22 protein-coding genes and 2 pseudogenes are annotated in these 21,481 nt (G+C 55.9%); 18 read left to right on the top strand and 6 right to left on the bottom strand.

The window, feature by feature from the left end:
* The first annotated feature begins 1 nt into the window (after position 1).
* The 8 genes from J3A71_RS31025 to J3A71_RS30990 all read left to right on the top strand — a co-directional run bounded on the left by J3A71_RS31025 (position 2) and on the right by J3A71_RS30990 (position 8,734).
* Positions 2 to 532: a GIY-YIG nuclease family protein gene (locus J3A71_RS31025; RefSeq protein WP_004575973.1), complete on the top strand. Its 531-nt coding sequence runs from the start codon at positions 2 to 4 to the stop codon at positions 530 to 532.
* A gap of 228 nt (positions 533 to 760) precedes the next feature.
* Positions 761 to 1,015: a hypothetical protein gene (locus J3A71_RS31020; protein ID WP_004575972.1), complete on the top strand. Its 255-nt coding sequence runs from the start codon at positions 761 to 763 to the stop codon at positions 1,013 to 1,015.
* A 163-nt stretch (positions 1,016 to 1,178) separates the two neighbouring features.
* Positions 1,179 to 2,708 carry a replicative DNA helicase gene (dnaB, locus tag J3A71_RS31015; protein ID WP_004575971.1) on the top strand — a complete coding sequence of 510 codons (1,530 nt, stop codon included), beginning with the start codon at positions 1,179 to 1,181 and terminating at the stop codon, positions 2,706 to 2,708.
* Between the two features lie 58 nt (positions 2,709 to 2,766).
* The gene (gene dnaB / locus J3A71_RS31010) at positions 2,767 to 4,164 is read left to right on the top strand and encodes a replicative DNA helicase (protein ID WP_004575970.1); all 1,398 of its coding nucleotides are present in this window, start codon (positions 2,767 to 2,769) and stop codon (positions 4,162 to 4,164) included.
* 121 nt (positions 4,165 to 4,285) lie between these two features.
* The gene (locus J3A71_RS31005) at positions 4,286 to 4,540 is read left to right on the top strand and encodes a hypothetical protein (protein WP_016487010.1); all 255 of its coding nucleotides are present in this window, start codon (positions 4,286 to 4,288) and stop codon (positions 4,538 to 4,540) included.
* A 451-nt stretch (positions 4,541 to 4,991) separates the two neighbouring features.
* A complete protein-coding gene (locus tag J3A71_RS31000; RefSeq protein WP_016487011.1) occupies positions 4,992 to 5,519 on the top strand; it encodes a hypothetical protein in 528 nt (175 codons plus the stop codon).
* 142 nt (positions 5,520 to 5,661) lie between these two features.
* Positions 5,662 to 6,546, top strand: coding sequence for a hypothetical protein (locus J3A71_RS30995; protein ID WP_016487012.1), 885 nt, complete (start codon positions 5,662 to 5,664; stop codon positions 6,544 to 6,546).
* 301 nt (positions 6,547 to 6,847) lie between these two features.
* Complete coding sequence (locus J3A71_RS30990; protein ID WP_209953682.1) at positions 6,848 to 8,734, top strand: phosphoadenosine phosphosulfate reductase family protein; 1,887 nt, start codon at positions 6,848 to 6,850, stop codon at positions 8,732 to 8,734.
* 124 nt (positions 8,735 to 8,858) lie between these two features.
* Here the strand turns inward: J3A71_RS30990 and cadR are convergent, their stop codons facing one another.
* On the bottom strand, positions 8,859 to 9,266 hold the full coding sequence (cadR, locus tag J3A71_RS30985; RefSeq protein WP_004364961.1) for a Cd(II)/Pb(II)-responsive transcriptional regulator: 408 nt from the start codon (positions 9,264 to 9,266) through the stop codon (positions 8,859 to 8,861).
* A gap of 95 nt (positions 9,267 to 9,361) precedes the next feature.
* Here cadR and J3A71_RS30980 point away from each other — a divergent pair, with 95 nt between their 5' ends.
* From J3A71_RS30980 to J3A71_RS30970, 3 genes are read left to right on the top strand one after another with little or no spacing between them, the layout of a single operon-like run.
* Positions 9,362 to 10,258 (top strand): cation transporter, encoded by an 897-nt coding sequence (locus tag J3A71_RS30980; protein ID WP_004574643.1) that lies wholly within the window; start codon positions 9,362 to 9,364, stop codon positions 10,256 to 10,258.
* A 3-nt stretch (positions 10,259 to 10,261) separates the two neighbouring features.
* Positions 10,262 to 10,774, top strand: coding sequence for a signal peptidase II (gene lspA / locus J3A71_RS30975; RefSeq protein WP_004574638.1), 513 nt, complete (start codon positions 10,262 to 10,264; stop codon positions 10,772 to 10,774).
* A 21-nt stretch (positions 10,775 to 10,795) separates the two neighbouring features.
* Positions 10,796 to 12,085 carry an ISL3-like element ISPpu12 family transposase gene (locus J3A71_RS30970; RefSeq protein ID WP_004574636.1) on the top strand — a complete coding sequence of 430 codons (1,290 nt, stop codon included), beginning with the start codon at positions 10,796 to 10,798 and terminating at the stop codon, positions 12,083 to 12,085.
* Positions 12,086 to 12,144: 59 nt separating this feature from the next.
* Here the strand turns inward: J3A71_RS30970 and J3A71_RS30965 are convergent.
* Positions 12,145 to 12,609: pseudogene (locus J3A71_RS30965) on the bottom strand (IS5-like element ISPa41 family transposase); the annotation flags it as partial.
* Positions 12,610 to 12,668: 59 nt separating this feature from the next.
* Here J3A71_RS30965 and J3A71_RS30960 point away from each other — a divergent pair.
* Positions 12,669 to 13,919 (top strand): annotated as a pseudogene (locus tag J3A71_RS30960) (heavy metal translocating P-type ATPase); the annotation flags it as partial.
* A gap of 111 nt (positions 13,920 to 14,030) precedes the next feature.
* Positions 14,031 to 14,231 (top strand): heavy metal-associated domain-containing protein, encoded by a 201-nt coding sequence (locus J3A71_RS30955; protein WP_004575501.1) that lies wholly within the window; start codon positions 14,031 to 14,033, stop codon positions 14,229 to 14,231.
* Positions 14,232 to 14,261: 30 nt separating this feature from the next.
* Here J3A71_RS30955 and flgB read toward each other — a convergent pair whose 3' ends face one another.
* Entirely contained in the window at positions 14,262 to 14,675 is a 414-nt protein-coding gene (gene flgB, locus J3A71_RS30950) for a flagellar basal body rod protein FlgB (RefSeq protein WP_004575502.1), read from the bottom strand.
* Between the two features lie 386 nt (positions 14,676 to 15,061).
* Between flgB and J3A71_RS30945 the strand changes: the two genes are divergently transcribed.
* Positions 15,062 to 15,301, top strand: coding sequence for a co-regulatory protein PtrA N-terminal domain-containing protein (locus tag J3A71_RS30945; RefSeq protein WP_080634929.1), 240 nt, complete (start codon positions 15,062 to 15,064; stop codon positions 15,299 to 15,301).
* Here J3A71_RS30945 and J3A71_RS30940 read toward each other — a convergent pair.
* Positions 15,279 to 15,611: a DUF2790 domain-containing protein gene (locus J3A71_RS30940; protein ID WP_004575503.1), complete on the bottom strand. Its 333-nt coding sequence runs from the start codon at positions 15,609 to 15,611 to the stop codon at positions 15,279 to 15,281. The two genes, J3A71_RS30945 and J3A71_RS30940, sit on opposite strands and share 23 nt — an antisense overlap.
* Positions 15,612 to 16,239: 628 nt before the next feature.
* Between J3A71_RS30940 and J3A71_RS30935 the strand changes: the two genes are divergently transcribed.
* The gene (locus tag J3A71_RS30935; RefSeq protein ID WP_080634930.1) at positions 16,240 to 17,910 is read left to right on the top strand and encodes a TnsD family Tn7-like transposition protein; all 1,671 of its coding nucleotides are present in this window, start codon (positions 16,240 to 16,242) and stop codon (positions 17,908 to 17,910) included.
* Between the two features lie 104 nt (positions 17,911 to 18,014).
* Positions 18,015 to 18,416 (top strand): antitoxin Xre-like helix-turn-helix domain-containing protein, encoded by a 402-nt coding sequence (locus J3A71_RS30930; protein WP_004575506.1) that lies wholly within the window; start codon positions 18,015 to 18,017, stop codon positions 18,414 to 18,416.
* Between the two features lie 629 nt (positions 18,417 to 19,045).
* Here the strand turns inward: J3A71_RS30930 and J3A71_RS30925 are convergent.
* Positions 19,046 to 19,231, bottom strand: a complete 186-nt coding sequence (locus tag J3A71_RS30925; RefSeq protein ID WP_154670346.1) for an AbrB/MazE/SpoVT family DNA-binding domain-containing protein — start codon at positions 19,229 to 19,231, stop codon at positions 19,046 to 19,048.
* A gap of 589 nt (positions 19,232 to 19,820) precedes the next feature.
* On the opposite strand from J3A71_RS30925, the gene J3A71_RS30920 reads away from it, so the two are divergent.
* Positions 19,821 to 20,018 carry a hypothetical protein gene (locus J3A71_RS30920; RefSeq protein ID WP_004575510.1) on the top strand — a complete coding sequence of 66 codons (198 nt, stop codon included), beginning with the start codon at positions 19,821 to 19,823 and terminating at the stop codon, positions 20,016 to 20,018.
* Between the two features lie 51 nt (positions 20,019 to 20,069).
* Positions 20,070 to 20,789: a hypothetical protein gene (locus J3A71_RS31635; RefSeq protein ID WP_245353529.1), complete on the top strand. Its 720-nt coding sequence runs from the start codon at positions 20,070 to 20,072 to the stop codon at positions 20,787 to 20,789.
* On the opposite strand, the gene istB is transcribed toward J3A71_RS31635, so the two are convergent.
* The gene (istB, locus tag J3A71_RS30910) at positions 20,722 to 21,477 is read right to left on the bottom strand and encodes an IS21-like element ISPpu7 family helper ATPase IstB (RefSeq protein WP_019437637.1); all 756 of its coding nucleotides are present in this window, start codon (positions 21,475 to 21,477) and stop codon (positions 20,722 to 20,724) included. The genes J3A71_RS31635 and istB overlap by 68 nt on opposite strands.
* Between the last annotated feature and the right edge of the window lie 4 nt (positions 21,478 to 21,481).

The raw sequence follows: 21,481 nt of genomic DNA, 5'->3' as shown, positions 1-21,481 counted from the left end.
CATGAACGTCCAGGAAAAATTGCGTCACTACGAAGCTGCACTCAAAGCGGCCCCGCGGCGAATTTTGGCCGGTAAACATGACTGGAAAAAGGACATCACACGTGACGCTGGCGTTTACGTGATCTGGGAAGCCGGTGTTGCACGATACGTCGGTGAGACATCGGCATTACGCGCCCGAATGCGTGACCTTACCTCCGTTAAAAACCACTCATTTGCGAAGGGCACCTGTGATCGCTTCGGTATTGATGCCAGCGACAAAGAGGGTCTAGTCAAAGTGTATTCGAGTAACTACGAACTGTCCTTCTGCGCAATTCCATTAGGTCGCAAGGAAGTCGAGGAGTACCTGATCTTGCGCTGGCGCTCTAGTCTGTGGAATAAGGTGACATCACGGCTGCTCGTTGGGCACCAATACAATTGGGTTGTTCCTGCAGCATCCACCTCCGAGAATGAAGCCGGCGGTACAACTGCCATCCAGGCGCTGCAAAGCAATCCGGCGGAAGAGTTCGATACTGAGCTGGCGGAAGAGCTTTAGTGCTTACCCCTTGTTCTGTATTCCAGCGTTTCCGACCCACCTCATGGTTCCGCAGGAATAATAGAAATTTCAGTTAGTTATGTGTCGTTTTCGTGCCTTGGGCATTTGATTGACATTCGATACGGCTTTCAGGATTATAGGTACGTGTTACGATTTTTTGGCTGTATCCCGCCGCTAAGGATGTGAGTTCAGCCGCAGTCGCCCCGAGTCCCTCTCTGGAGATTTTCAATGTTGAACCCAACAACGAATGCCGAACCCGCAGACCAGACCTTCGATGATGCTGGTCTGAAGGCCGCGTTGCAGGAGTTCAGCGACAAGATCCAGGCCGCTACTGGCCGTTCAGTGCTGCCACTTGAACTCAAAGCATTCCGCGCCCAGGTCGCTACCTGCATAGCTCACCGGCAGCCACGGGTGGTTCAGTTGGGCCTTTGCGACTTTCAAACCCGCAGTGGGCGGGCTGCGTTGATTGAGGTCAAGTTCTAACCAGGATGGCCACCCAGCGCAAGGTAGTTGCGTTCAAGGCACCCAAACAAGGAACATCGTGCCCGAAACCCAGCTGTCAGCTCGCACCAGGGCCTCAATAAGGTACTGCTCGCAGCTTTCGGCCCGATCCACCCCCAGCATTTCCATGAGTAAGGCCTGAGGTTTGAACGACCATATCCATCTAGCGGCTGAATACGAACAGACCCCGAGCCGGGAGCTGCCGCATTCTGTTGAAGCCGAACAGGCCATTCTAGGCGGGTTGCTGAACGACCCACGGGCGTGGGTGCGAGTCTCTGACCTGGTCGTCGAATCTGATTTTTTCCGCGCAGACCACAGGCTCATTTTCAAGGCTATTGCCAAGCTGCTTGAAGAGGGGAATGCGCTTGATGTCGTCACAGCGCAAGAGGCGCTGGAAAGAACGGGTGAGCTCTCGAATGCAGGTGGCTTGGCCTATCTGAAAGAGCTTTCCGATAACACCCCGTCTGTCGCCAACATCGCGTCTTTTGCACGCGTCGTCAGCGAGCGGTCTCAGTTCCGGAAGATCATCGGCGTTTGCACGGAGATCGAGCAAAGCGCCAGCGCCCCGGACGGCCGTACCGCGGAAGATCTTGTGCATGATGCCGAAGCAAAGATGCTGTCCGTGGCCGGTCAACGGCCGAAAGAGGGCGGGCCGGTAGGTATCGAGGCTCTGCTCAGAAAAGCCGTCGAGAAGATTGAGACCGCCCATGAGTCTGGCCTTGAGTCGCTTGGCCAATCGACGGGCTTCACCGACCTCGACAGCAAGCTGAGCCTGTTGCGCCCGGCCGACCTCGTGATTGTGGCCGGCCGGCCATCCATGGGCAAAACCACGTTTGCCATGAACATCGTGGAAGAGGCCGTTCTGCGATCGGAAAAAGTGGTCGTGGTCTACTCCATGGAGATGCCGGGCGATGCCCTGCTGACTCGCATGCTCTCCTCAATGGGAAGCATTGACCAGTCGCGGGTCCGCTCAGGGAAGCTCTTGAATGAGGACTGGACCAAGCTGACCAAGGCTGCCAACGCGCTCAACAAGAATGAGCGCTTCTTCATTGATGACACCCCGGCCTTGAGTCCCTCGGATATGCGCAGCCGCACACGTAGGCTTCGGCGCGTGCACGGCGAGATTGGCTTGATCATGGTGGACTACCTGCAGCTGATGCAGATCCCCGGGTACGGCGGCCTGAATCGGACCAACGAGATATCGGCTATCTCCAGGTCGCTCAAGGCTTTGGCGAAGGAGTTCAATTGCCCCGTGATTGCTCTCTCGCAGCTCAATCGCTCGGTGGAGCAGCGCAAGGACAAGCGACCTGTGAATTCCGACCTGCGCGAGTCCGGTGCTATCGAGCAAGACGCAGACGTGATCATGTTTGTGTATCGAGATGAGGTGTACAACCCCGACTCCCGTTTTGCTGGTACCGCAGAGATCATCATCGGCAAGCAGCGAGAAGGCCCGACCGGTTTCGTCCGGCTTGGTTTCGAGGGTCGATACACACGCTTCGTTAATTTGGAGCCGGGTACGCACGACTTCACTGAACAAGAGATGGGGGTAGAGAGGATTGACCCTAACCCACGCCTTGGCCGCATGCCCGTCCAGAAGCTCGCAGAAGGGGCGGCGAACAAAGTCGAGAGCAAGGGTAGGGGGCGGCGCCGAAAAGGCGCGAGAAAGCCGCCATAAAGCCCGTTGACGCCTCTCCACTCGCAAGCGCCCTCAACTTACTGAACAAGATGCCCACATGAACGAAGACTACGCTTCAGAGCAGCTCGACCTACAGACTTCCTCGCTGAAGGTGCCACCGCACTCTATCGAGGCAGAGCAATCCGTGCTCGGTGGTCTCATGCTCGATAACAATGCCTGGGAGCGCGTGCTCGATCAGGTCTCCGACGGCGATTTCTACCGGCACGATCACCGGCTTATTTTCCGCGCCATTCACAAGCTGGCGGACCTGAACGAGCCATTCGATATCGTCACGCTGCATGAGCGCCTGGACAAGGAAGGGCTGAGCAGCCAGGTTGGCGGGCTGGCATATCTGGCAGAGCTGGCCAAGAACACCCCTTCGGTGGCCAACATCAAAGCCTATGCTGCGATCATCAGGGAGCGGGCGACCCTGCGCCAGCTGATCAGCATCAGCACGGACATCGCAGACAGTGCCTTCAACCCTGAAGGCCGGAACGCTTCGGAGATCCTCGACGAGGCCGAACGGCAGATTTTCCAGATTGCTGAAGCCCGGCCCAAAACCGGCGGGCCGGTGGGTGTCAAAGATCTCCTGACGATGGCCATCGATCGCATCGACACGTTATTCAACTCTGACAGCGACATCACTGGCGTTTCGACCGGCTTCACCGACCTGGACGAGAAGACCAGCGGCCTGCAGGCGGCCGACCTCATCATTGTGGCCGGCCGGCCGTCGATGGGTAAGACGACCTTCGCCATGAACCTGGTGGAAAACGCTGTGCTGCGGTCCGAGAAAGCGGTGCTCGTGTTCTCGCTCGAAATGCCAGGTGAGTCGCTGATCATGCGTATGCTGTCATCGCTCGGCCGCATCGACCAAACCAAGGTGCGTTCCGGCCAGCTGGATGACGATGACTGGCCGCGATTGACCTCGGCGGTGAATCTGCTCAACAACCGCAAACTGTTCATCGACGACACCGCCGGTATCAGTCCCTCGGAGATGCGTGCACGGACCCGGCGGCTCGCCCGCGAGCACGGCGAGATTGGCATGATCATGGTTGACTACCTGCAGTTGATGCAGATCCCGGGCTCCGCCGGCGACAACCGGACCAATGAGATTTCCGAGATCTCTCGTTCCCTCAAGGCCCTGGCCAAGGAGTTCAACTGCCCGGTAATCGCCCTGTCGCAGCTGAACCGTTCCCTGGAGCAGCGGCCGAACAAGCGCCCGGTGAACTCCGACTTGCGTGAATCCGGTGCGATCGAGCAGGACGCCGACGTGATCATGTTCGTGTACCGCGACGAGGTGTACCACCCCGAGACCGAGCACAAGGGTGTGGCTGAAATCATCATCGGCAAGCAGCGTAACGGCCCCATCGGTTTTGTGCGCCTGGCGTTCATCGGCAAGTACACCCGCTTCGAGAACCTCGCGCCGGGCATGTACAACTTCGACGATGATGAGTAGTGAGTAGCGATAGCCTGCGCCGGTAGGACTGGGCTGTCGATGTCGTTTTGCCGAGCAGATTTCATGCTCGGTGTTGAGCATCTCCAGGATACGAAGCCTACATCCTCCTGGAGATGCCAATATGAATCAGCTGCTCGTATCCGAACTCACCTGGCCACAACAGGTCGCCCTAAACGACTACACCCTTTTTACCCAACGCCTGCCCATTGAGGGCTCCGCCAAGGCCGAGCATTGGCTTGAGCGCAAGCGCAAAGACTTCCTCGCCTGCATCATGCACATCAACGAGCAGGCCAGTTACACCGCCTTCCTTGCCCGCCTAATCAAAGAAACTCCATCGCCCGCCGCCCGGGCTGCTGAACTGGCCTCTCGCCAGTGAGGCCGCGGCTGCTGGTCCTGGTCTTGATCAAAGGAAAACCCCGGCTGACTGATATTCAGGGTCTTTTCCGGTTAGCCATCACCGCACGCAGCTCTGACGAGTGCGCTTGCTGCGTGGTCAGCTTTCAGTAAACGCTTTACACACCCCGGCCAAGGCTGGGGGTTTTACCGTTTGGCGGTCCATCAGGTCTCACCACTGGCCCGGCAAATCTGTTTGATTCGTATACTCGCCCAAGGTACTACGCGTATCGGCCGGCTGCGGGCGTTAGCAGTCAAGTGCCTTACCGATCTAGTGGCATCCCCTCCACCCTTGTGGCTGCCCCGCCAGCCTATTAGGCTCTGCCCCGCCCGTAATCTGCAGTTGACGTGCATGTGATGAGACAAATTAATCAGCTTGAATGTGGGGATTCTGGGGTATGAGGCGGCAAAAAGCAGATCCGCGTGATGCGCATATGGCTAGCTACGAGCAATTTGCCTGGCAGGATGCACTGGCGTTGGCGACTTGGTTGAAGCAGTCCTTCGACCTGGTACAGGTAAAAGAGACCTTCGATGCCCTTTCAGTTGATCAACTCCACGTGTTCGAAACGGAATCAGAAGGCTTCATCCGGGAGCTGTTAGCCAAACCTGTAAGTCAACGTCCAGCCTACTTGCGCAAGGTCGGCAAGAATGCAGGTGAAATGACCCAGGCTGTTCTGATAGTCCTCGCGATCATAGCGCAGGTCCGGGTTATGGAGGTGATCGAGATCCGTGACCGCTTCCGCTACTCGCTGTATCCAGGCGGCGCCAACCGAGCGACCTGCGCCAGCATCTACGCATTCAACAACGAAATGAGGAATGTCACCTTCATGGGTTGGCCGACGCGGGTGTTCGAGGCGCTCGCTGAGCAGGACGCCAAGCACGAGGAGTTTTGGGCGAAGCATGGAGACATGCTGGAACAATGGGCGGCTGCCGCCGGTCCGCGCCCCTCTGAGGCAGACTGATCTCATACCTCAGGGGTTTCTCCTGCGCGCCCAGTTAACCGCTGGTGACAGATCCAGCGCCCGTTGATCACCACACAGCCTGACACTGTGATTAAATACAGTTAGCACCCTGCCATCACCAATTGACTTGGAGATTGACCAGTTGTTGACTGAAGAACCGGAGCTCATTTCAAGCTACGACGATCTGCGGGCCAGGCCGGATTTTGAAGAGGCTTTGGCATTCTTCCCTCACGACCAGCGGCGTTTTGGCGCTGTCCTGGCTCCATACCGCTTTCAGGATAGAGTCAGTTGCGGGATTGCCAGCTGCCGCCAACCGCACCTCACTGGGTACCTGATTTCTACCAGCGACGGGAAAGAGACGGCGATCGGCGGTGACTGTGGCAGGACTCACTTTGGGGTCTCGTTCAATCGGGAACGAAAACGCATTGATGCACTCATTGATCGGCGCCGGCGGATCGACACCATCACTGCGATGATTGAAGGCCTTGGCGCAATGATGCCCCTCATCGAGCAGCTGGACCGTGACTATCAGGCCTTGGTCCAACTGAAGCAGCGCCTCATGGGCGCTATCGGTACCGTGACCTACCAGCGCCTTAAAGGCAGAGCGGAGCGCGGTTATGCGGCGATCGAGAAGGAAGTGCCCATGACCGAGCGAGAAGCAGAGGCGTTCTTCGCGACGAGCAATCGCAGGCCAGATGACGGCCTTGGATGGCCCACGAACACCGTGGTACTCGCCAGGATCGATGGACTCGACTTCTTCAAGGGTGACACGAAGACTTTGATGATCAGCAACCTGATCACTCCGATCCGCAACTTGGCCACAACTTCGCCGGCGGACGTGCTCACGATGAAGCCGCGGGCATTGGGCGCCACCGCCAAGTGGGTTGGCGAGGTGCCAATGCACCTAGCCAGAGCTCAGGCAGTTGTGGCAGCGGGAAATGCGTTTTTCAGCGCATCAAACCTACAGCACCTAGCTCTACTCGGCGCCAGCGCTGCGCCGCTACAACTCATGATCGAAACGCTCTGACCTGGTTGGCGCAGGACCTGGCCAGTCTGCGCCTTCCCCATGCCTCTCGCCCATCACGTCCCCAACGTTCGACATCGCGTGGGTGCTTGTATGTGAAGGCATTATGAGAGGTCGCCAGGTGCTACCTGATGACTCAGATAACCAGGCGCCTGGCATGTGCTGCTTCGACGATGAAGAGTAGTTAATGGCGATAGCCTGAGCCGGATTGATTGGACAGCCGATGTCGTCAAGTTCAGAAGATTCATGCTCGCTGTTGAGCATCCCCACGATACGAAGCCTACTTCCTTCTGGAGATGCCAACATGAATCAGATGCTTGTACCCGAACTGATCGCCTTAAACGACTACACCCACGCTATTCCAGCCCTGGACAGTGCTGGTCGCTTTGCCCGGATCGTTGCGCGAGCGGAAGCCTGCATTGCGCGCATCGACCAGATCATCGATCAAGGATTCACCTGCAGCTCTGCTACCTCGTTCGGTAAGGACAGCACGGTTGTGCTGGTACTGATGCTGGAGGCTATCCGGCGCCGTGTCGAGGCCGGGTTGTACGTGCCGGCGGCTTTTGTCACAAACGCCAACACCGGCACTGAAAACCCAGGCATGGACATCTATGCCGAGGCGATGATCACTGAGCTGGAGATGTATTGCACCAAGCAGAGATTGCCAATCACAGTGGTCAAAGTGCAGCCCTCGATGACCTCGACGTTTGCCTACGCCACCCTTGGCCGTGGAAAACTGCCGGTCTTTGCTGGCGCCTCTCGAAGCTGCTCGATCGACTGGAAGCTGCGCCCGCAGCAGAAGGCCCTCAAGCAGCTGCTTTCGACGCTGCAGTCTCCAGGTGAGCTAGTGACCTTCGTGGGCACCCGTTTGTCAGAGTCGGCAACCCGTGCGGCCAATATGCGCGAACGGGGTGAGGAGGAGGCTGGCCGGCTGGTGCTCAATGAGCACGGCTCGTACAACTGCTCGATCATCGCTGACTGGGAGATGGAGGAGGTGTGGGAGTTCCTCATGGCGTGCGAGGCGAAGCGTGGCGGTCCTTATCGGACCTTCGTCGATAACTTCGATTGGTGCCTGGAGCTCTACAAGGAAGCCAATGAAGGCACGTGCGCGATCATTACCGGCGACGGTGGTAACAAGGCGGCGTGCGGATCTCGCTTTGGCTGTGCCTGGTGCACGGTCACCGGTGAGCGTGACAAGTCCATGGAGGCAATGATTGCGTCTGCGCCCGAGAAACACGGGCACATGTCCGGGATAAATCGCTTCCGGAACCATCTCATCAACACCCGCTGGGATATGGGGCGTCGAGACTGGATCGGGCGAACACACTCGGACGCCGGCTACATCAACGTCACAGGAACAGCTTACAACGCAGAAATGCGCCGTGAACTGTTGCGGTACCTGCTGACCCTGGATGTGTTGGAGGAGGAGCGGGCAGAGGAGCACGATGCGCGGATGTTCCGCGGCGAGCTGGAAAGGACGGAATCCAACGAGATCCTTCGTGGAGTCACCTTCCAATTCATCACGGCGAAGAATCTGCTGGCCATCGACTTTGCCTGGTCACTGAGCTACGGCTTCGACCATGCCTTCCCGGCCTTGTCGGAGTGGTATGAGATCCGTGTCTTGGGGAAGCGCTACCTGATCGACGATGTCACTCCCGTAGAGAAGGGCATCATCCCAGAGCAGCGCTGGTTCAAGTTCGATGACTGGCAGAGTCCGGCGCAGGAGATGGGCTTGCAGGATGCCTACCTCGAAGCCACCAACAAGCACCGCTACCCTGGACGTCCGGCAATGCGAACGATCCGTGACCGCTTTGAGGGTAAGGATCGCAACATCGTCTACTACGAAGAAGCCGCCGAGATGGAGATCGACCCGGCAGATGCAATGTGTTTCGTAGACGAGTTCGATGATGCGTTCTACACCTTGGCAAAAAGCCTGGCTCCGACTGATCGTGCCAAGTTCTACCTGAACAACGGCATGGTCAAATTGGCCAAGGGCAAGGCTGCTGAGTACGATGCAATGGCTCGCCGAGCGCAATTCTGGCAACGCATGGCGCGCGATCTAGCGGGTACCGATCTGCGTTCCTACATACGCCATCATTCGATCAGTAACGCCGAGCACGAACAGGTCCTGGAGTCGATGAAGGTTGATTCTGCGGTTCAAAATCTGGCGATCTCGGATCTATTTGCTTAACTCATCAAAGGCTACCTCTCAAGAGGTAGCTTTTTTTGGGTAAGCGGATTAAATGGTTGATCTTACCTTTGCATGAGAGTGAGACAGACCGGCATCTCATCGGATTATCTGGTTGATGCTTCACCTACTGCTGGTGCATGTTTCCTTCGCTAATTCCAGCAAGAACCCCACACGCCTCAACTTCCCGGTCATCGTTGCAACTCGCTCTCAGTGAAACGAGTTGTTTCTCAAGCGCTTGCAGAGCGGTTATCTGCGACCGCACATGAGAGATGTGATCATCGAGCAAGGCGTTGACGGCGGTACAAGGCTGATGAGGGTCGTCCTGATAGCTCTGTAGTTCGTGAATCTCAGCCAGTGACAGGCCCAGGATTCTGCAGCGACGGATGAAAGCCAGCCCCTCACCATGCTTCTCGGTATAGACACGGTAACCGTTGTCCTGCCGATCAGGCGGCGGCAACAAGCCCTGCTGTTCATAGAAGCGGATCGTCTGTGTTTCGACCCCTACCAACTGCGCCAACTGACCAATGCGCATCAGCCTCCTCCCCAACGGATTCTTTACTCTATTGACCTTATAGTAGCTTTATAGTTTTAAATGGTACCACAACATTGTTCAAGTGGAGTCGTATCATGAGCAAATCCTGTGGTGGCGCCTGTGGCGGTGATGCAACGTCCGCAGCGGATACCGATATACAGGCCTCCTCCGAGGCGCCAGGGAGATGGGTCAGTGTTTATGCCGTGCCGAAGATGGACTGTCCATCAGAAGAACGAATGATTCGCCTAGCCCTGAACGGCTTTGAGGAGATTCGGGCGCTGTCCTTCGACTTGTCGAACCGCCGGCTGAAGGTCGTGCATGACGGCGAGGTCGAGCCCGTCACCTCGAAACTGAAGACCTTGGGGCTAGGCGCCTCGCTTCAGGAAACCGTCGCTGCAAATCCGGAGACCATCAAGGCCGCCGAGTTTTCGGCAGCTTCTGCTAAGCAAGAATCCGGGACCCTGCGCTGGTTGCTCGGCATCAATGCACTTCTGTTCGTGGTGGAAATGACTGCCGGTCTGATCGCCCAGTCCACCGGCCTGATTGGAGAATCCCTGGACAATTTTGCCGATGCGGCGGTGTACGGGCTTGCCCTTTATGCGGTTGGACATAGCGTGAAAATGCAGGTACGTGCCGCGCATCTTGCTGGTGTACTGCAACTGATCTTGGCTGTGGGCGTGCTCGTAGAGGTGGTGAGACGCTTTGTATTCGGTAGTGAGCCTGAATCGCTGGTGATGATGGCTATCGCATTCGTCGCATTGATTGCCAATACCAGTTGTCTGCTGCTCATATCCAAACATCGGGAAGGCGGGGCGCACATGAAGGCAAGCTGGATATTCTCGGCCAACGACGTGGTGATCAACCTGGGGGTCATCACCGCCGGCGCCCTGGTCGCGTGGACCGGTTCCAATTATCCGGATCTGATTATCGGCACCATCGCGGGGGGCATTGTACTTAACGGTGCCAGACGCATTTTGGCGTTGAAGGGTTAAATAATGCTCATTATTGGCAAAAAGCTCTCGCCGTATGCCCTATTGTCCATATCGGGCCTGCTGGCAGCGTCTGATCAGGCTGTAAAGTGGCTGGTGCAGCAATCAATGGCCTATGGCGAGTATGTTTCGGTGACCCCGTTCTTTAACTGGGTGCACCTATGGAACACCGGTGCCGCATTCAGTCTTTTTGCGAATGGTGGATGCTGGCAGCGCTACTTTTTTATCGGAATCGCGGTAGTGGTCTCGATTTTTCTGATCAAGCTGATCCTTGAAAATCGTCATAAAGGAGAAGCCATCGCTTACAGTCTTATCCTCGGTGGCGCCATGGGCAACCTGATTGACCGGGTCTTTCGCGGCTATGTTGTGGATTCCTTTGATTTCTATTGGCGAGACTGGCATTGGCCGGCCTTCAACCTGGCTGATATTGCAATTGTCCTCGGTGCCTTACTTTTCGTTTCCAGCAGCTTGTTGGGTAAAAAAGCAAACACCAATGCCGAGCCGGATGGATCTGACTGACACCTACGCCTATACAACACCATGACCGAACTTCCCGACAACATCCTTCACCTGCCGCAATACCAAGTACTGGGCTGCAAATCAACCGACGACGAAATGCACTTCCAGGTGGACGTGCCCGATCCCATCGCCTGCGAGGAATGCGGCGTGCAGGGTGAGTTCGTACGGTTCGGCAAGCGTGACGTTCCCTATCGTGATCTGCCCATCCACGGCAAGCGGGTCACTCTCTGGGTGGTCCGCCGCCGATACACCTGCCGGGCCTGCAAGACAACATTCAGGCCCCAGCTACCGGAGATGGTGGACGGATTCCGTATGACACTGCGGCTGCATGAGTACGTGGAGAAGGAATCCTTCAACCACCCCTACACCTTTGTGGCGGCACAGACCGGCCTGGACGAGAAGACGGTGCGCGACATCTTCAACGCCCGCGCCGAGTTCCTGGGGCGCTGGCACCGCTTCGAGACGCCCCGCATCCTGGGCATTGACGAGCTATACCTGAACAAGCGCTACCGCTGCATTCTGACCAACATTGAGGAGCGAACCCTGCTCGACCTGCTGGCCACCCGCCGCCAGGACGTGGTGACCAACTACCTGATGAAGCTGAAAGACCGGCAGAAGGTCGAGATCGTCAGCATGGACATGTGGAACCCCTACCGGGCAGCGGTCAAGGCTGTGCTGCCCCAGGCCCGTATCGTGGTCGATAAGTTCCATGTGGTGCGCATGGCCAACGATGCCCTAGAGAGAGTGCGCAAGGGCCTCAGAAAGGAGCTGAAACCGTCCCAGAGCCGGACTCTCAAGGGAGACCGGAAAATCCTGCTGAAACGCGCTCACGAAGTCTCAGACCGGGAGCGCCTCATCATGGAGACCTGGACAGGCGCGTTCCCGCAACTGCTGGCCGCCTACGAGCACAAGGAGCGCTTCTACGGCATCTGGGACGCCACCACACGGCTCCAGGCAGAAGCCGCCCTGGACGAGTGGATAGCCACCATCCCGAAGGGCCAAAAGGAAGTCTGGAGCGATCTGGTCAGGGCAGTGGGAAACTGGCGCGAAGAGACCATGACCTACTTCGAGACGGACATGCCCGTCACCAACGCTTACACGGAGTCCATCAACCGACTGGCCAAGGACAAGAACCGTGAAGGGCGCGGTTACTCCTTCGAGGTGATGCGGGCACGAATGCTCTACACCACGAAGCACAAGAAGAAGGCACCGACTGCGAAGGTCTCTCCTTTCTACAAGAAAACCATCGGTTACGGACTGCCGGACTTCGCAGAGGAACTCAACTACGGAGTCGATCTATCAACCATCTGAGGGTGGTATCAGATTGATGGGGTGAAGGTGCCCCATCAACCATTAAATCCGTATACCCCTTTATTTTTGGTCGAGCTGGGGGCATGAATAATGGTGGCATCGACGATGGTGCCTTGGCGCAGCGACAGGCCTTTTTCCTGCAGATAACCATTGATGACCGCAAGGATTGCCGGTGCGAGCTGATGCTTCTCCAGCAAGTGCCGGAAGTTCATGATCGTGGTGTCTTCGGGGATTGGCGCGCTCAGCGTCAGGAGTGCGAACTGGCGCATGGGCGTGATTTCGTAGAGCGCTTCTTCCATGGCCGGGTCGCTCAGGGAGAACCAGTTCTGCAACAGATGGATGCGCAGCATGGTTTCCAGAGGATAGGGTTTTCTACCGCCGCCGGCCTTGGGGTAGAACGGTTCGATCAGCTCCAGCAGGCCTGCCCAGGGCACCACCTGATCCATTTCGGCGAGGAAGCGCTCTCGGCGGGTCTGCTTGCGCTTGCCGGCGTACTCAAAGTCGGAAAAGCTCATCTGGCTCATGGGCGGCTCGGATCAGGTGTTGCGGGGATTCTCGCATAACTGAAGGCTTGTTCGGAGATTCCCTAGCCCAACGCTCCAAGGCGCCAATGCAACGAATGGCCGACTCGATTGCCGGCTACTTTGTGATGGGGGTTATCGCGATTGCGTTGCTGACACTCTTAGGCTGGGGGCTATTCGGTCCGGAACCCAGCTGGGTCTTCGGCCTGATAAACGCTGTTGCCGTACTTATCATCGCTTGCCCCTGTGCACTGGGTCTCGCAACGCCCATGTCGATCATGGTTTCGACAGGTAAAGCCGCCAGTATGGGTGTGCTGTTCAGGGATGCCAGTGCCATTGAAAACCTTTGCAAGATCGACACACTGATTGTCGATAAAACGGGGACCCTGACAGAGGGACGGCCGGTATTTCACAGTGTGGAGGCCACACCCGATTTCAACTCACACGATGTGCTTCAACTGGCCGCTAGCCTTGATCAAGGCAGCGAACATCCTTTAGCTCATGCCATCGTCGATCACGCCCGAACTGAAAATGTTGCGCTCACCAAGCCTGAATCGTTTGAGTCCGGATCGGGGATCGGAGTCAGTGGCCTCGTTGATGGCAAGAAAGTACAGCTGGGCAACACTGCACTGATGGAAGCTGCCGGCGTGAGCACAAAGGTCTTACAAGACCGTGCAGAGTTGTTGCGCCTTGAAGGCATCAGCATCATCTATCTAGCAGTTGACGGGGTCTTGGCAGGATTACTGGCGGTCTCAGACCCGATAAAACCGACCTCTAAAGAAGCAGTCACCAAGCTTAAGGCTGATAACGTAAAAATCATCATGGCCACGGGAGACGGGCTCACCACCGCACGTGCTGTCGCCAAGGAGATGGGTATTGAAGAGGTTCATGGTGAAGTGAAACCTCAGGACAAAGAGCGCCTGGTGGCGGACCTCCAGCAATCCGGTCGAAAGGTTGCCATGGCCGGCGACGGTATCAACGACGCACCGGCCTTGGCGCGAGCAGATGTGGGCATTGCCATGGGTACAGGGACTGACGTCGCGATGAATAGCGCGCAGCTCACGCTGGTAAAAGGCGACCTGATGGGGATTTTACGGGCACGGGCACTTTCGGTTGCAACGGTAAAAAACATGCGGCAAAACTTGGGGTTCGCCTTCCTTTACAACTCAATGGGTATTCCCCTCGCCGCAGGCCTGCTCTATCCACTGACGGGGCACCTTCTGTCTCCAATGATTGCTGCGTTAGCCATGAGCGTCAGTTCTGCGTCTGTAGTTTTCAATGCTTTGAGGCTGAGGAATACCCGAATTGATTGAGCGTAACCGATGCTCGCAGCCCGCTATACATAACTCTTGACCTTACCGTCGTGTCAACGTTGATCCTGTTGTTGCGGTGAAAATAGACCGCTCAGCACAAGAGGAATAACCATGTTCGTCTTAAACTTATCAGGCATTGGTTGCGGTAGCTGCGTCAGCAAAATCACCAAAGCAATTCAGTCACTGGACAGCGAGGCTATGATTTCCGTGGATCGCGCGGCAGGTAAGGTAAGCGTTGAAAGCAGCGAAAAACCAGAGCAGGTCCGTAAAACTGTCGAAGCACTCGGTTTCCCTTCCCAAATCAGCGCCTGAGGCGCTGATTCCCTCGCTGGGTAAAGTTTATTATTCACCTCGCAGAGCTTTAAGTAGCCCCTTAAATGCTCCATTTAATCTAGTAAAGGCGGTTTCGAAATGAATTTCATTTTCCGTATACTTTGCGACCTCGACCTGTTGATCCACAGTATTTTGATCAATGGAAGGTTGGTTCGGCGTACTGTAAAGCAAAGCACCGCCGTGAATATCACTTACTAATTCGTTTACGGCAATATGTTTTGGGTTTGTTGTTTTTAAAGAGAACGGAGTAGCCAAACCTCCTTTTGTTTGGCTAGCCAGTACAGCAGAAAAGTCCAAGTCTCTGGCCTTAAAGTTAGGAGTGTCGGCATTAGCGATATTATTGCTAAGTACCTCAGCTCGTTGGCTGCGAAAAAGTAATGCTCTTTCTGCGGAGCCAAGCGCTTTTTCAAAATTGATACTCACCGGTGGCCACCTATAGTTACGCTGCCATTTAATTCCCACCTATCGAACACTCAAGTGCTTAACGTAGTGCGTCCGAGTCGAGGTATGATTTCAGCGAAAACTCAAAAAACGCCACGCCATCGTGCAGTGACCGGAAACTTACAACACCGCACAGGTAAATTTTAGATGGTGGATGGAGGTTATGTGTCGTTGGATAGCTTAGACCTTACGGACTAATCACTCTGTATGTCAAGAGAAATATCGCAACCTGACACAACTGTAATATTGGCCTAAGCTTCCTGACAGGGGATGAGTCTTATAGTCCTATTGAGCCTCAAGCTCACCCCCCAAGAGTCAACGATTGATGTGGATTCAGGGGTTACCAATAATCATCCGAGGTCCCCCAAATGAACCCTATCAAAACCTTGTTCGTCATCGCGGCTCTGACCGTCTCTTCTTTGGCTATGGCTGAAGGCGGTGGTGACCGGACTTTCGCACGCATGGAAGTGGCCAGGAATAATTCGATGGAATCGTACCGAGTAGCTCAAACGCAAAATGCCCAACCTCCCGTCGCTGAAAGCAAAGCCAAGGCGATGGACTCCAAGACTTACCCTGTCCCTTCGGTCAGTTTTGACCTCTACAGTTAATTCCAGCAGAGCGATATTCGAGGATTTTCAACTCACCTGTTGAGTCCTCGTAATTCATCTGTGTCGGCATCACGTCGCAGCTACCTTTGAGCGAAGTCATACTGATAACTCTCGCCACATCCAGTTTCATTCCGTAGCGATAATGGATCACTTCAGGTGGTTTTTTTCCATTGGCAGCGGCGTAGGCACGCATTGCTTGCTCATTTGCCTGAATCATCTTTCCGTGTAAGCGATCAGATCCTCCTTCAGCTAAAGCGGATGAGGAGACGATTACGAGCATGAGGGCGGCAATGCTTTTAGCGGTGTTCATTTCTGTTACTCCATGAAGACATGAGTGAAGCTTACCGACTGGGAGCTGTCATCCACGTGATCCGGGAATTACATGTTTGTAAGTCCGATCGGTGATGCTGTCACGCGGCTCTATGACATACGGCTGGTCTCGTTCCGCCCAGGTGAGTTTCACAGCGAGTATGAGTTCGACCGCACCAACCGATACCTGGTACGCGGCTTTGGTACACGTTGGCCGGCACCGAAGGATGAGAGACCAGACGCCGGCGGCGCTGCTGCGCGTCAGCGGCCGTCACCAAGTGACGTGGCCACCGCCCTCGCATTCGTCAAACCGGCCGGAAATTGACCTGGCCAGATGGAGAAAATTGGACGTTTATGGAAGCGTACTTTTTGCGAGAAAGTGTGAGGGTATTCTAACGTGCTGGATCACCCTCCAGCCCCCGGAATACCTGATGTATACGTGATCAGTATCGGATAGATATATGATGAGATATCTGTTGAGGAAATGTGAAAGTGTAGTGGCTATATGCCGTCATTCTTTGTGTAAATTTTCAAAAGTCCTGACCCTGATACAGGATTGAGTGTGTTACAAGTAGGCCGATCACTGGATGTGCGTCCTTTCCGAGCCCTACCTTGTAAGTCGGTAACTGATGTCTGATCTTCTGTTTTTTCCTATGTCTATGCCGGACGAGATGCTGCATTCCCGCATCACGCGCTATCACTTCCTTTCAGGTAACAGAACCGCTAGGGAGACTTTCCGCGATCTGTTTGGCTCGGAGCCTTTCAACGTAGGCATGTTACCCAAGCAAATTGACGTGCTCGCTGCCAGATTGCCTGGTGAAACGGCGAGGAATCTGGATGATCTCGTCAGCACGAATACTACCTTTCCCGCCTATAGGCCGTTTCTGGGCGTAAGCCAAGGAGCGGAAGCCGGCAATCCAGGGCTCAGTTTCTCTGGGGTTGCCCGCGTTCCTCGCCGAGAGATAACGGTCCATGGCAAGGCAAAGCTTTGCCGCTCGTGCGTAGAGCAGGACTTTCTTGAGTTGGGGTATGCGTATTGGCATCGGTCACACCATTTGCCAGGTGTGTACGTCTGCTGGCGTCATGGCGATTCCCTGATGCATGCATGCCCGAAATGCTCCCTGCCGTTCTTCCGAAAGCTTCGGTTGCTGCCGGTTCTCTCAGAGCCCTGTGTATGCGGTTGGAGCGTGCTCAGTCCGGCGGTTGTGAGCAAGGGCGCTCATCACGAAAGGAAATTTGCAGAGTTTGCACATGAACTCCTCCAGCGCAATATCCCACCGCAAAGCAGTGAGACTCTTTGTTCGACGTATATTAGGCAGTGCAAGAAACGAGGGTTCGTACATGGAAAGTTTACAGGCACCGCGAAGCTGTTCGACAGTATTCGTGATAAATATGGTGATGAATCCCTTTCGCAGATGGATAATGCCTATGCAGCAGGGAAATACAACCAGTGGATAAGGTTTACTCAGCACAAAGATCAGGTGGACATGCCCCTTTCTCGGCATTTGATCATTGCGCAGCACCTGTTTGGTAGCGCTGAAGAGTTTGAGCATGCGCTGAAGAAGGAGCATATTCTTCAGGGTGTGGCAGGTGTCAGGCTACGTGCTCTGGATGAAAAGCCAAAACCCGGCAAAGAGGCGCAGTTCCGTCAGAAAGTCGAAACCCTGCTGGCAATTCGAGGGCATGCAAGCCTGGAGTACCTCTGGAGCAACGCCTATAAGGCCACCAAGTGGCTTTACGAGAACGATAAACCTTGGCTGCTGCGCAAGCTCACCACGCCAACCCCAGCACCCACTGAGGCCGAGGATGCCACTGATTCCCGAGACAGCGCATTTGTCGCCATCCTGTTGAAGGGGGCGGAGGACATGTATCAAATTTCCAGGGGCCAGAAGCGCGTCAATTTTAGTAATCTGCAAAAACTACTTCCTGTTTCCTTGCCGGGGGATGCACTAATACGTAAGCGCAGATTTCCTCTTGCCGCTCAGCAGGCCGAATCGCTGCTTGAATCTGTTTGGCACTTTCGACTCAGGAGGATAATTTGTGCCATTGACGATATGACGAAACTTAAGCTTCCAATAGGCGGCGGAAGTCTTAGAGCTGTCTCTACCGTCCCTTTTTCAGCTTTTCAAGCGATCGTCAGTTTATTTGAATGGGATTTAGATGCTTTCGAAAAGAATGGAGTAGATCCTGAGGCCTTACTCAAGTCGACGGGTGTATTTCGAGACTGGCAGGGACCTCCAGGTTTTAATGTGGTCCTCGGTGGTAATGCGTACTACCGCAATAAGCCAGACAAGGCGTAACTAAAAATCGTGAGTTGAGCACTTTCTATTCTGCACATGAGTCCGTGACTTTGATCGGGTTCATGTTCAGCAGTAAGCTAAGAAAAAGTGTAGGAGTTGAGGCCATGGTCATCAGTCAGTGCCTTACCGGGGAGCAGTGTTCGGTCGGTCTGAAGGTCGCGCTTCGAATCATCAAATCCTGGCGAGCAACTCCAGGGCAAGCCTGCAGAATCCTGCGGATTTCCCCGTCGACGTTCCGTCGCGCTGCGCAGGGACGGGAGTGTGGGCGCAGGCTAGACCTCGATCAGCAGCAGCGGATCGGGCTTGTCATCGGTATCCACGGTTCTTTGAGGGCTGCATTCAGCAACCAGGACAACGTGAGGGGCTTTCCAAGCTTCAGGAATGCCAACCCTTTCTTTGAAGGGCGAACTGCTCTGGAGATCATGGCCCAAGGAGACCTGATCTCTCTGTATGAGACCTATCGGCGCATCGAGCAGATCCACTGCGGCGAGATCATGGCTGGATGATGAGCAGCCGCAGTGAGGGGGAGGCGGGTTAGGCGACTAACTTCAGGCGAGGAGCGAGCGCCATGTAGTCTTGGGGCATGGTTGAAAGGATCGCGGCGACCTTTCCTGAGGCAGTCGCTCAGAGAGCAGTGCTTCAAGCTTGCCCAACCGCTCTTGGACGGCGATTGCACGATCCCATTGAACGCTGAATCGCTTGGCCGCGACTTTTTGTTCCACAAGCACCAGGTGTCGGTTGAGGTCATAGCTGTAGCGCATGGTGACCTTGTTCGACGCACCGCCATCGTCTGCCTCTTGGAAGGTCAGCTCGAACACCAAGCCCTGAGAGGTTTTCCGGGCCGATGAGCTCACTGGTCTCAGATGGAAAGCGTTTCTCCGAGTGGCGACGATCCTTCGGCGTAAGTGACGGCGGTGGGGTGTTCGTGCCGTCGGCGATGGCAGGTGACGAGACTGAGATGAACGTGATGCTCTGTGCATTTGGTGATGGTCAGAGCACTATTGTGCACCTGAATCACCATTTCGTGCCGAGTGACTGGCTGAAGCGCGAGTCCCCAAACACTTTGAATTGGTCGAGATGGTTGAAGACCGTGCACAAACTGCTTTGGCTGAGACCGGTCAGGCACAGTCAGCGGTTAGCCTGGATTAGGATCACGGATTGGCCTCAGCACGATCACGCTGTCGACAATCTCGATGCTGAGCTTGTCGCCCACGGCAAGGCTCAGCTCTTTCAGGATGTCTGGGGGTAACTCCACGATCACATCCCCCGAGCCATCACCAGGGTCCTGACATTTGACCGTCGTGCGCGCTGATTGGGCCATGAGGGGTCTCGAAGGGTTCACCTGTGCCATCGTACACCCACAGGCCTATTCAATGATCACCACGCTACCGAACGGCGATGGGGCGACTTGGCGTGCGGTACATGGCCACAGGTGAGGTCGCTTTGAGCGGGCTTGTCGCTGGTTGTGTCAAACTATATTCCGCGCAACGGGGTGCCTTTTTTCGATGGGGCATCTGCTTGTGTCAAACTATGATTCGATCGCAGCGGTAGGCCTTATCGCTGGAGGCCGCGAATTTCAGTGGGCTCTGTGTCAAACTATATTGCGAGCCCCCACCGATCCAGTCGAAGGCGAGGTTAGCAGCGCTGTAGCTGCATACAAAATGGCGTTGGTGAGGACCCATTATCGGAACTGGGCACATCGTCTTGCCTGCTGGGCGCGGGGCCGTGAAGCGCTTCGGCGTGAAGCTGTTTTGAGCAACACGAGAAAACATGCTTAAGAAGTGGTTAGCAGATCGCCCGAGCATCGCGCAGTCCTGAAGAAAATCGTCAAATCGCAGCCGAACGACATTGCCGAAAAAGACAATCTGCTGTCACTTTTGGCTGGCAGCTTGGAATTATAGGAAACCGGTATGGCAATCGAGACGACTCTGTATGTGGTAGGTGGCCTGCTGCTGACGTGCATGGTGTTCAACTGCGGCTACCGCCTTGGGAAGCTGCGCGGCATGGAAGAGACGCACACAAGCTCAACGCTTCGTTTGTCGGTGCTCGCCAGCGGGCCCCGGTCTGCCCTGGAGCAGCTTGTATCAACCAACGGCCCGAGCAGCTAGGAAGTCGGACCATGAAGTAGTGCCAATCAAGGTGTCTGTTGGAGAGTATCGTTGTCCAAGTCATCACCCCGTCAGTTCCGAGGCTCAGAAAGCCTCGCGGCTGAACAGCGCTCCCGCGCAACTGTGCGGCCATTCCTGGAAGCCTGCGGCTTCGTGGTGACCGAAGCTCGCCTGATCCCCACTGGCGCAGCATTCCAGCAGATTGTGTCTTTCCACACCCCTGATGGTGATGACGTTAAAGCTCGGGTGCGCCTGTGCTGGCGGCGTGATGGTCGCAACCAGAATGAGCAGAAGTATTCTGCGGCGCAGTTGACTGCAAGTCTTCGGCCTGGTGGCTGGGACGCCACCTTGGAATATGTGAAGGACAGAGACCTCGCCCAGGGCATCACCCACAATTTGCTATTTCAGCGTGACGGCGAGACCGTGGTTTATGCGGCCCTCATCCCGATAGGTGCGTTGCATCCGATCTGGAATCGGCAGCGAGAGGTGAGCGATGAGCTCCTACGCAGGGGGCTGAAAGGAAGCATCACGAAGAACCATGCCCAGAACGGGAAAAGTCCAACTCTGTGGCTTCAGGATGATCGGATGCCGGATACCCTGCGGATTCCACGCCATTCGGACACTCAGCCCACGCTGATCCGGACACCTGTTCCACGCTCATTCGGACAGGCAGTCGGAGCGCAGCGACGCAGGGGTGGCATTGTTAGTCCGGGTTGGCTGGCGTCGTCAATTTCTGCGTCCGTTTGCGCATTGATTCACCCTTCAGATTGATCCGATAAGCGTTGTGCACCAGGCGGTCGAGGATGGCATCGGCCAGGGTCGGATCGCCGATCAGTTCGTGCCAGTTGTCCACCGGCATCTGGCTGGTGACGATGGTCGAGCGCTGGCCGTAACGGTCGTCCAGTAGCTCCAGCATGTCGCGCCGTTGCTCGCCGGTGAACGGGGCCAGGCCCCAGTCGTCGAGGATCAGCAGGTCGGTCTTGGCGTAGCTGCTCATCAGCTTGGCGAAGCGGCCGTCGCCATGGGCCAGACCCAGTTCTTCCAGCAAACGTGGCAGGCGCAGGTAGCGCACGCTGTAGCCCTCCCGGCAGGCCTGGTGGGCCAGGGCGCAGGCCAGCCAGGTTTTACCGACACCGGTGGGGCCGCCGATGATCAGGTTGAGGCCGTCGCGCAGCCACTGACCACTGCTCAGTTGCAGGATCAGCGCCTTATCCAGTCCGCGCGGGCTGCGGTAGTCGATGTCTTCGAGGCAGGCGTTGTGCTTGAGCCGGGCCTGGCGCAGGCGGCTGCTCAGGCGCTTGTCATCGCGTTCGGTCAGCTCGCGGTCGACCAGCAGGCCGAGGCGTTCTTCGAAGCTCAGGCTGTCGATGTCCGGGGTTTTCAGTTGTTCATTCAGCGCCTTGAGCATGCCGTGCAGGCGCAGGGTTTGCAGCTTGTCCAGGGTCGGATGGGGCAGCATGGTG

This window comes from Pseudomonas sp. PvP089 (assembly GCF_017875165.1).
Lineage (GTDB): Bacteria > Pseudomonadota > Gammaproteobacteria > Pseudomonadales > Pseudomonadaceae > Aquipseudomonas > Aquipseudomonas fortuita.
Note: the sequence above shows the minus strand (reverse complement) of the source record. Positions and strands in the feature narration are given on the sequence as shown.

Coding starts and splice junctions, on each gene's coding strand:
- J3A71_RS30955 (WP_004575501.1), top strand. CDS start 14,031: ATGTTCGTCTTAAACTTATCAGGCATTGGTTGCGGTAGCTGCGTCAGC.
- J3A71_RS30940 (WP_004575503.1), bottom strand. CDS start 15,611: ATGAACACCGCTAAAAGCATTGCCGCCCTCATGCTCGTAATCGTCTCC.
- J3A71_RS30920 (WP_004575510.1), top strand. CDS start 19,821: ATGGCAATCGAGACGACTCTGTATGTGGTAGGTGGCCTGCTGCTGACG.
- J3A71_RS30945 (WP_080634929.1), top strand. CDS start 15,062: ATGAACCCTATCAAAACCTTGTTCGTCATCGCGGCTCTGACCGTCTCT.
- J3A71_RS31025 (WP_004575973.1), top strand. CDS start 2: ATGAACGTCCAGGAAAAATTGCGTCACTACGAAGCTGCACTCAAAGCG.
- J3A71_RS30970 (WP_004574636.1), top strand. CDS start 10,796: ATGACCGAACTTCCCGACAACATCCTTCACCTGCCGCAATACCAAGTA.
- J3A71_RS30990 (WP_209953682.1), top strand. CDS start 6,848: ATGAATCAGATGCTTGTACCCGAACTGATCGCCTTAAACGACTACACC.
- cadR (WP_004364961.1), bottom strand. CDS start 9,266: ATGCGCATTGGTCAGTTGGCGCAGTTGGTAGGGGTCGAAACACAGACG.
- J3A71_RS31000 (WP_016487011.1), top strand. CDS start 4,992: ATGGCTAGCTACGAGCAATTTGCCTGGCAGGATGCACTGGCGTTGGCG.
- lspA (WP_004574638.1), top strand. CDS start 10,262: ATGCTCATTATTGGCAAAAAGCTCTCGCCGTATGCCCTATTGTCCATA.
- J3A71_RS31005 (WP_016487010.1), top strand. CDS start 4,286: ATGAATCAGCTGCTCGTATCCGAACTCACCTGGCCACAACAGGTCGCC.
- J3A71_RS30980 (WP_004574643.1), top strand. CDS start 9,362: ATGAGCAAATCCTGTGGTGGCGCCTGTGGCGGTGATGCAACGTCCGCA.
- istB (WP_019437637.1), bottom strand. CDS start 21,477: ATGCTGCCCCATCCGACCCTGGACAAGCTGCAAACCCTGCGCCTGCAC.
- J3A71_RS31020 (WP_004575972.1), top strand. CDS start 761: ATGTTGAACCCAACAACGAATGCCGAACCCGCAGACCAGACCTTCGAT.
- J3A71_RS30935 (WP_080634930.1), top strand. CDS start 16,240: ATGTCTGATCTTCTGTTTTTTCCTATGTCTATGCCGGACGAGATGCTG.
- dnaB (WP_004575970.1), top strand. CDS start 2,767: ATGAACGAAGACTACGCTTCAGAGCAGCTCGACCTACAGACTTCCTCG.
- J3A71_RS30925 (WP_154670346.1), bottom strand. CDS start 19,231: ATGGCCCAATCAGCGCGCACGACGGTCAAATGTCAGGACCCTGGTGAT.
- J3A71_RS30930 (WP_004575506.1), top strand. CDS start 18,015: ATGGTCATCAGTCAGTGCCTTACCGGGGAGCAGTGTTCGGTCGGTCTG.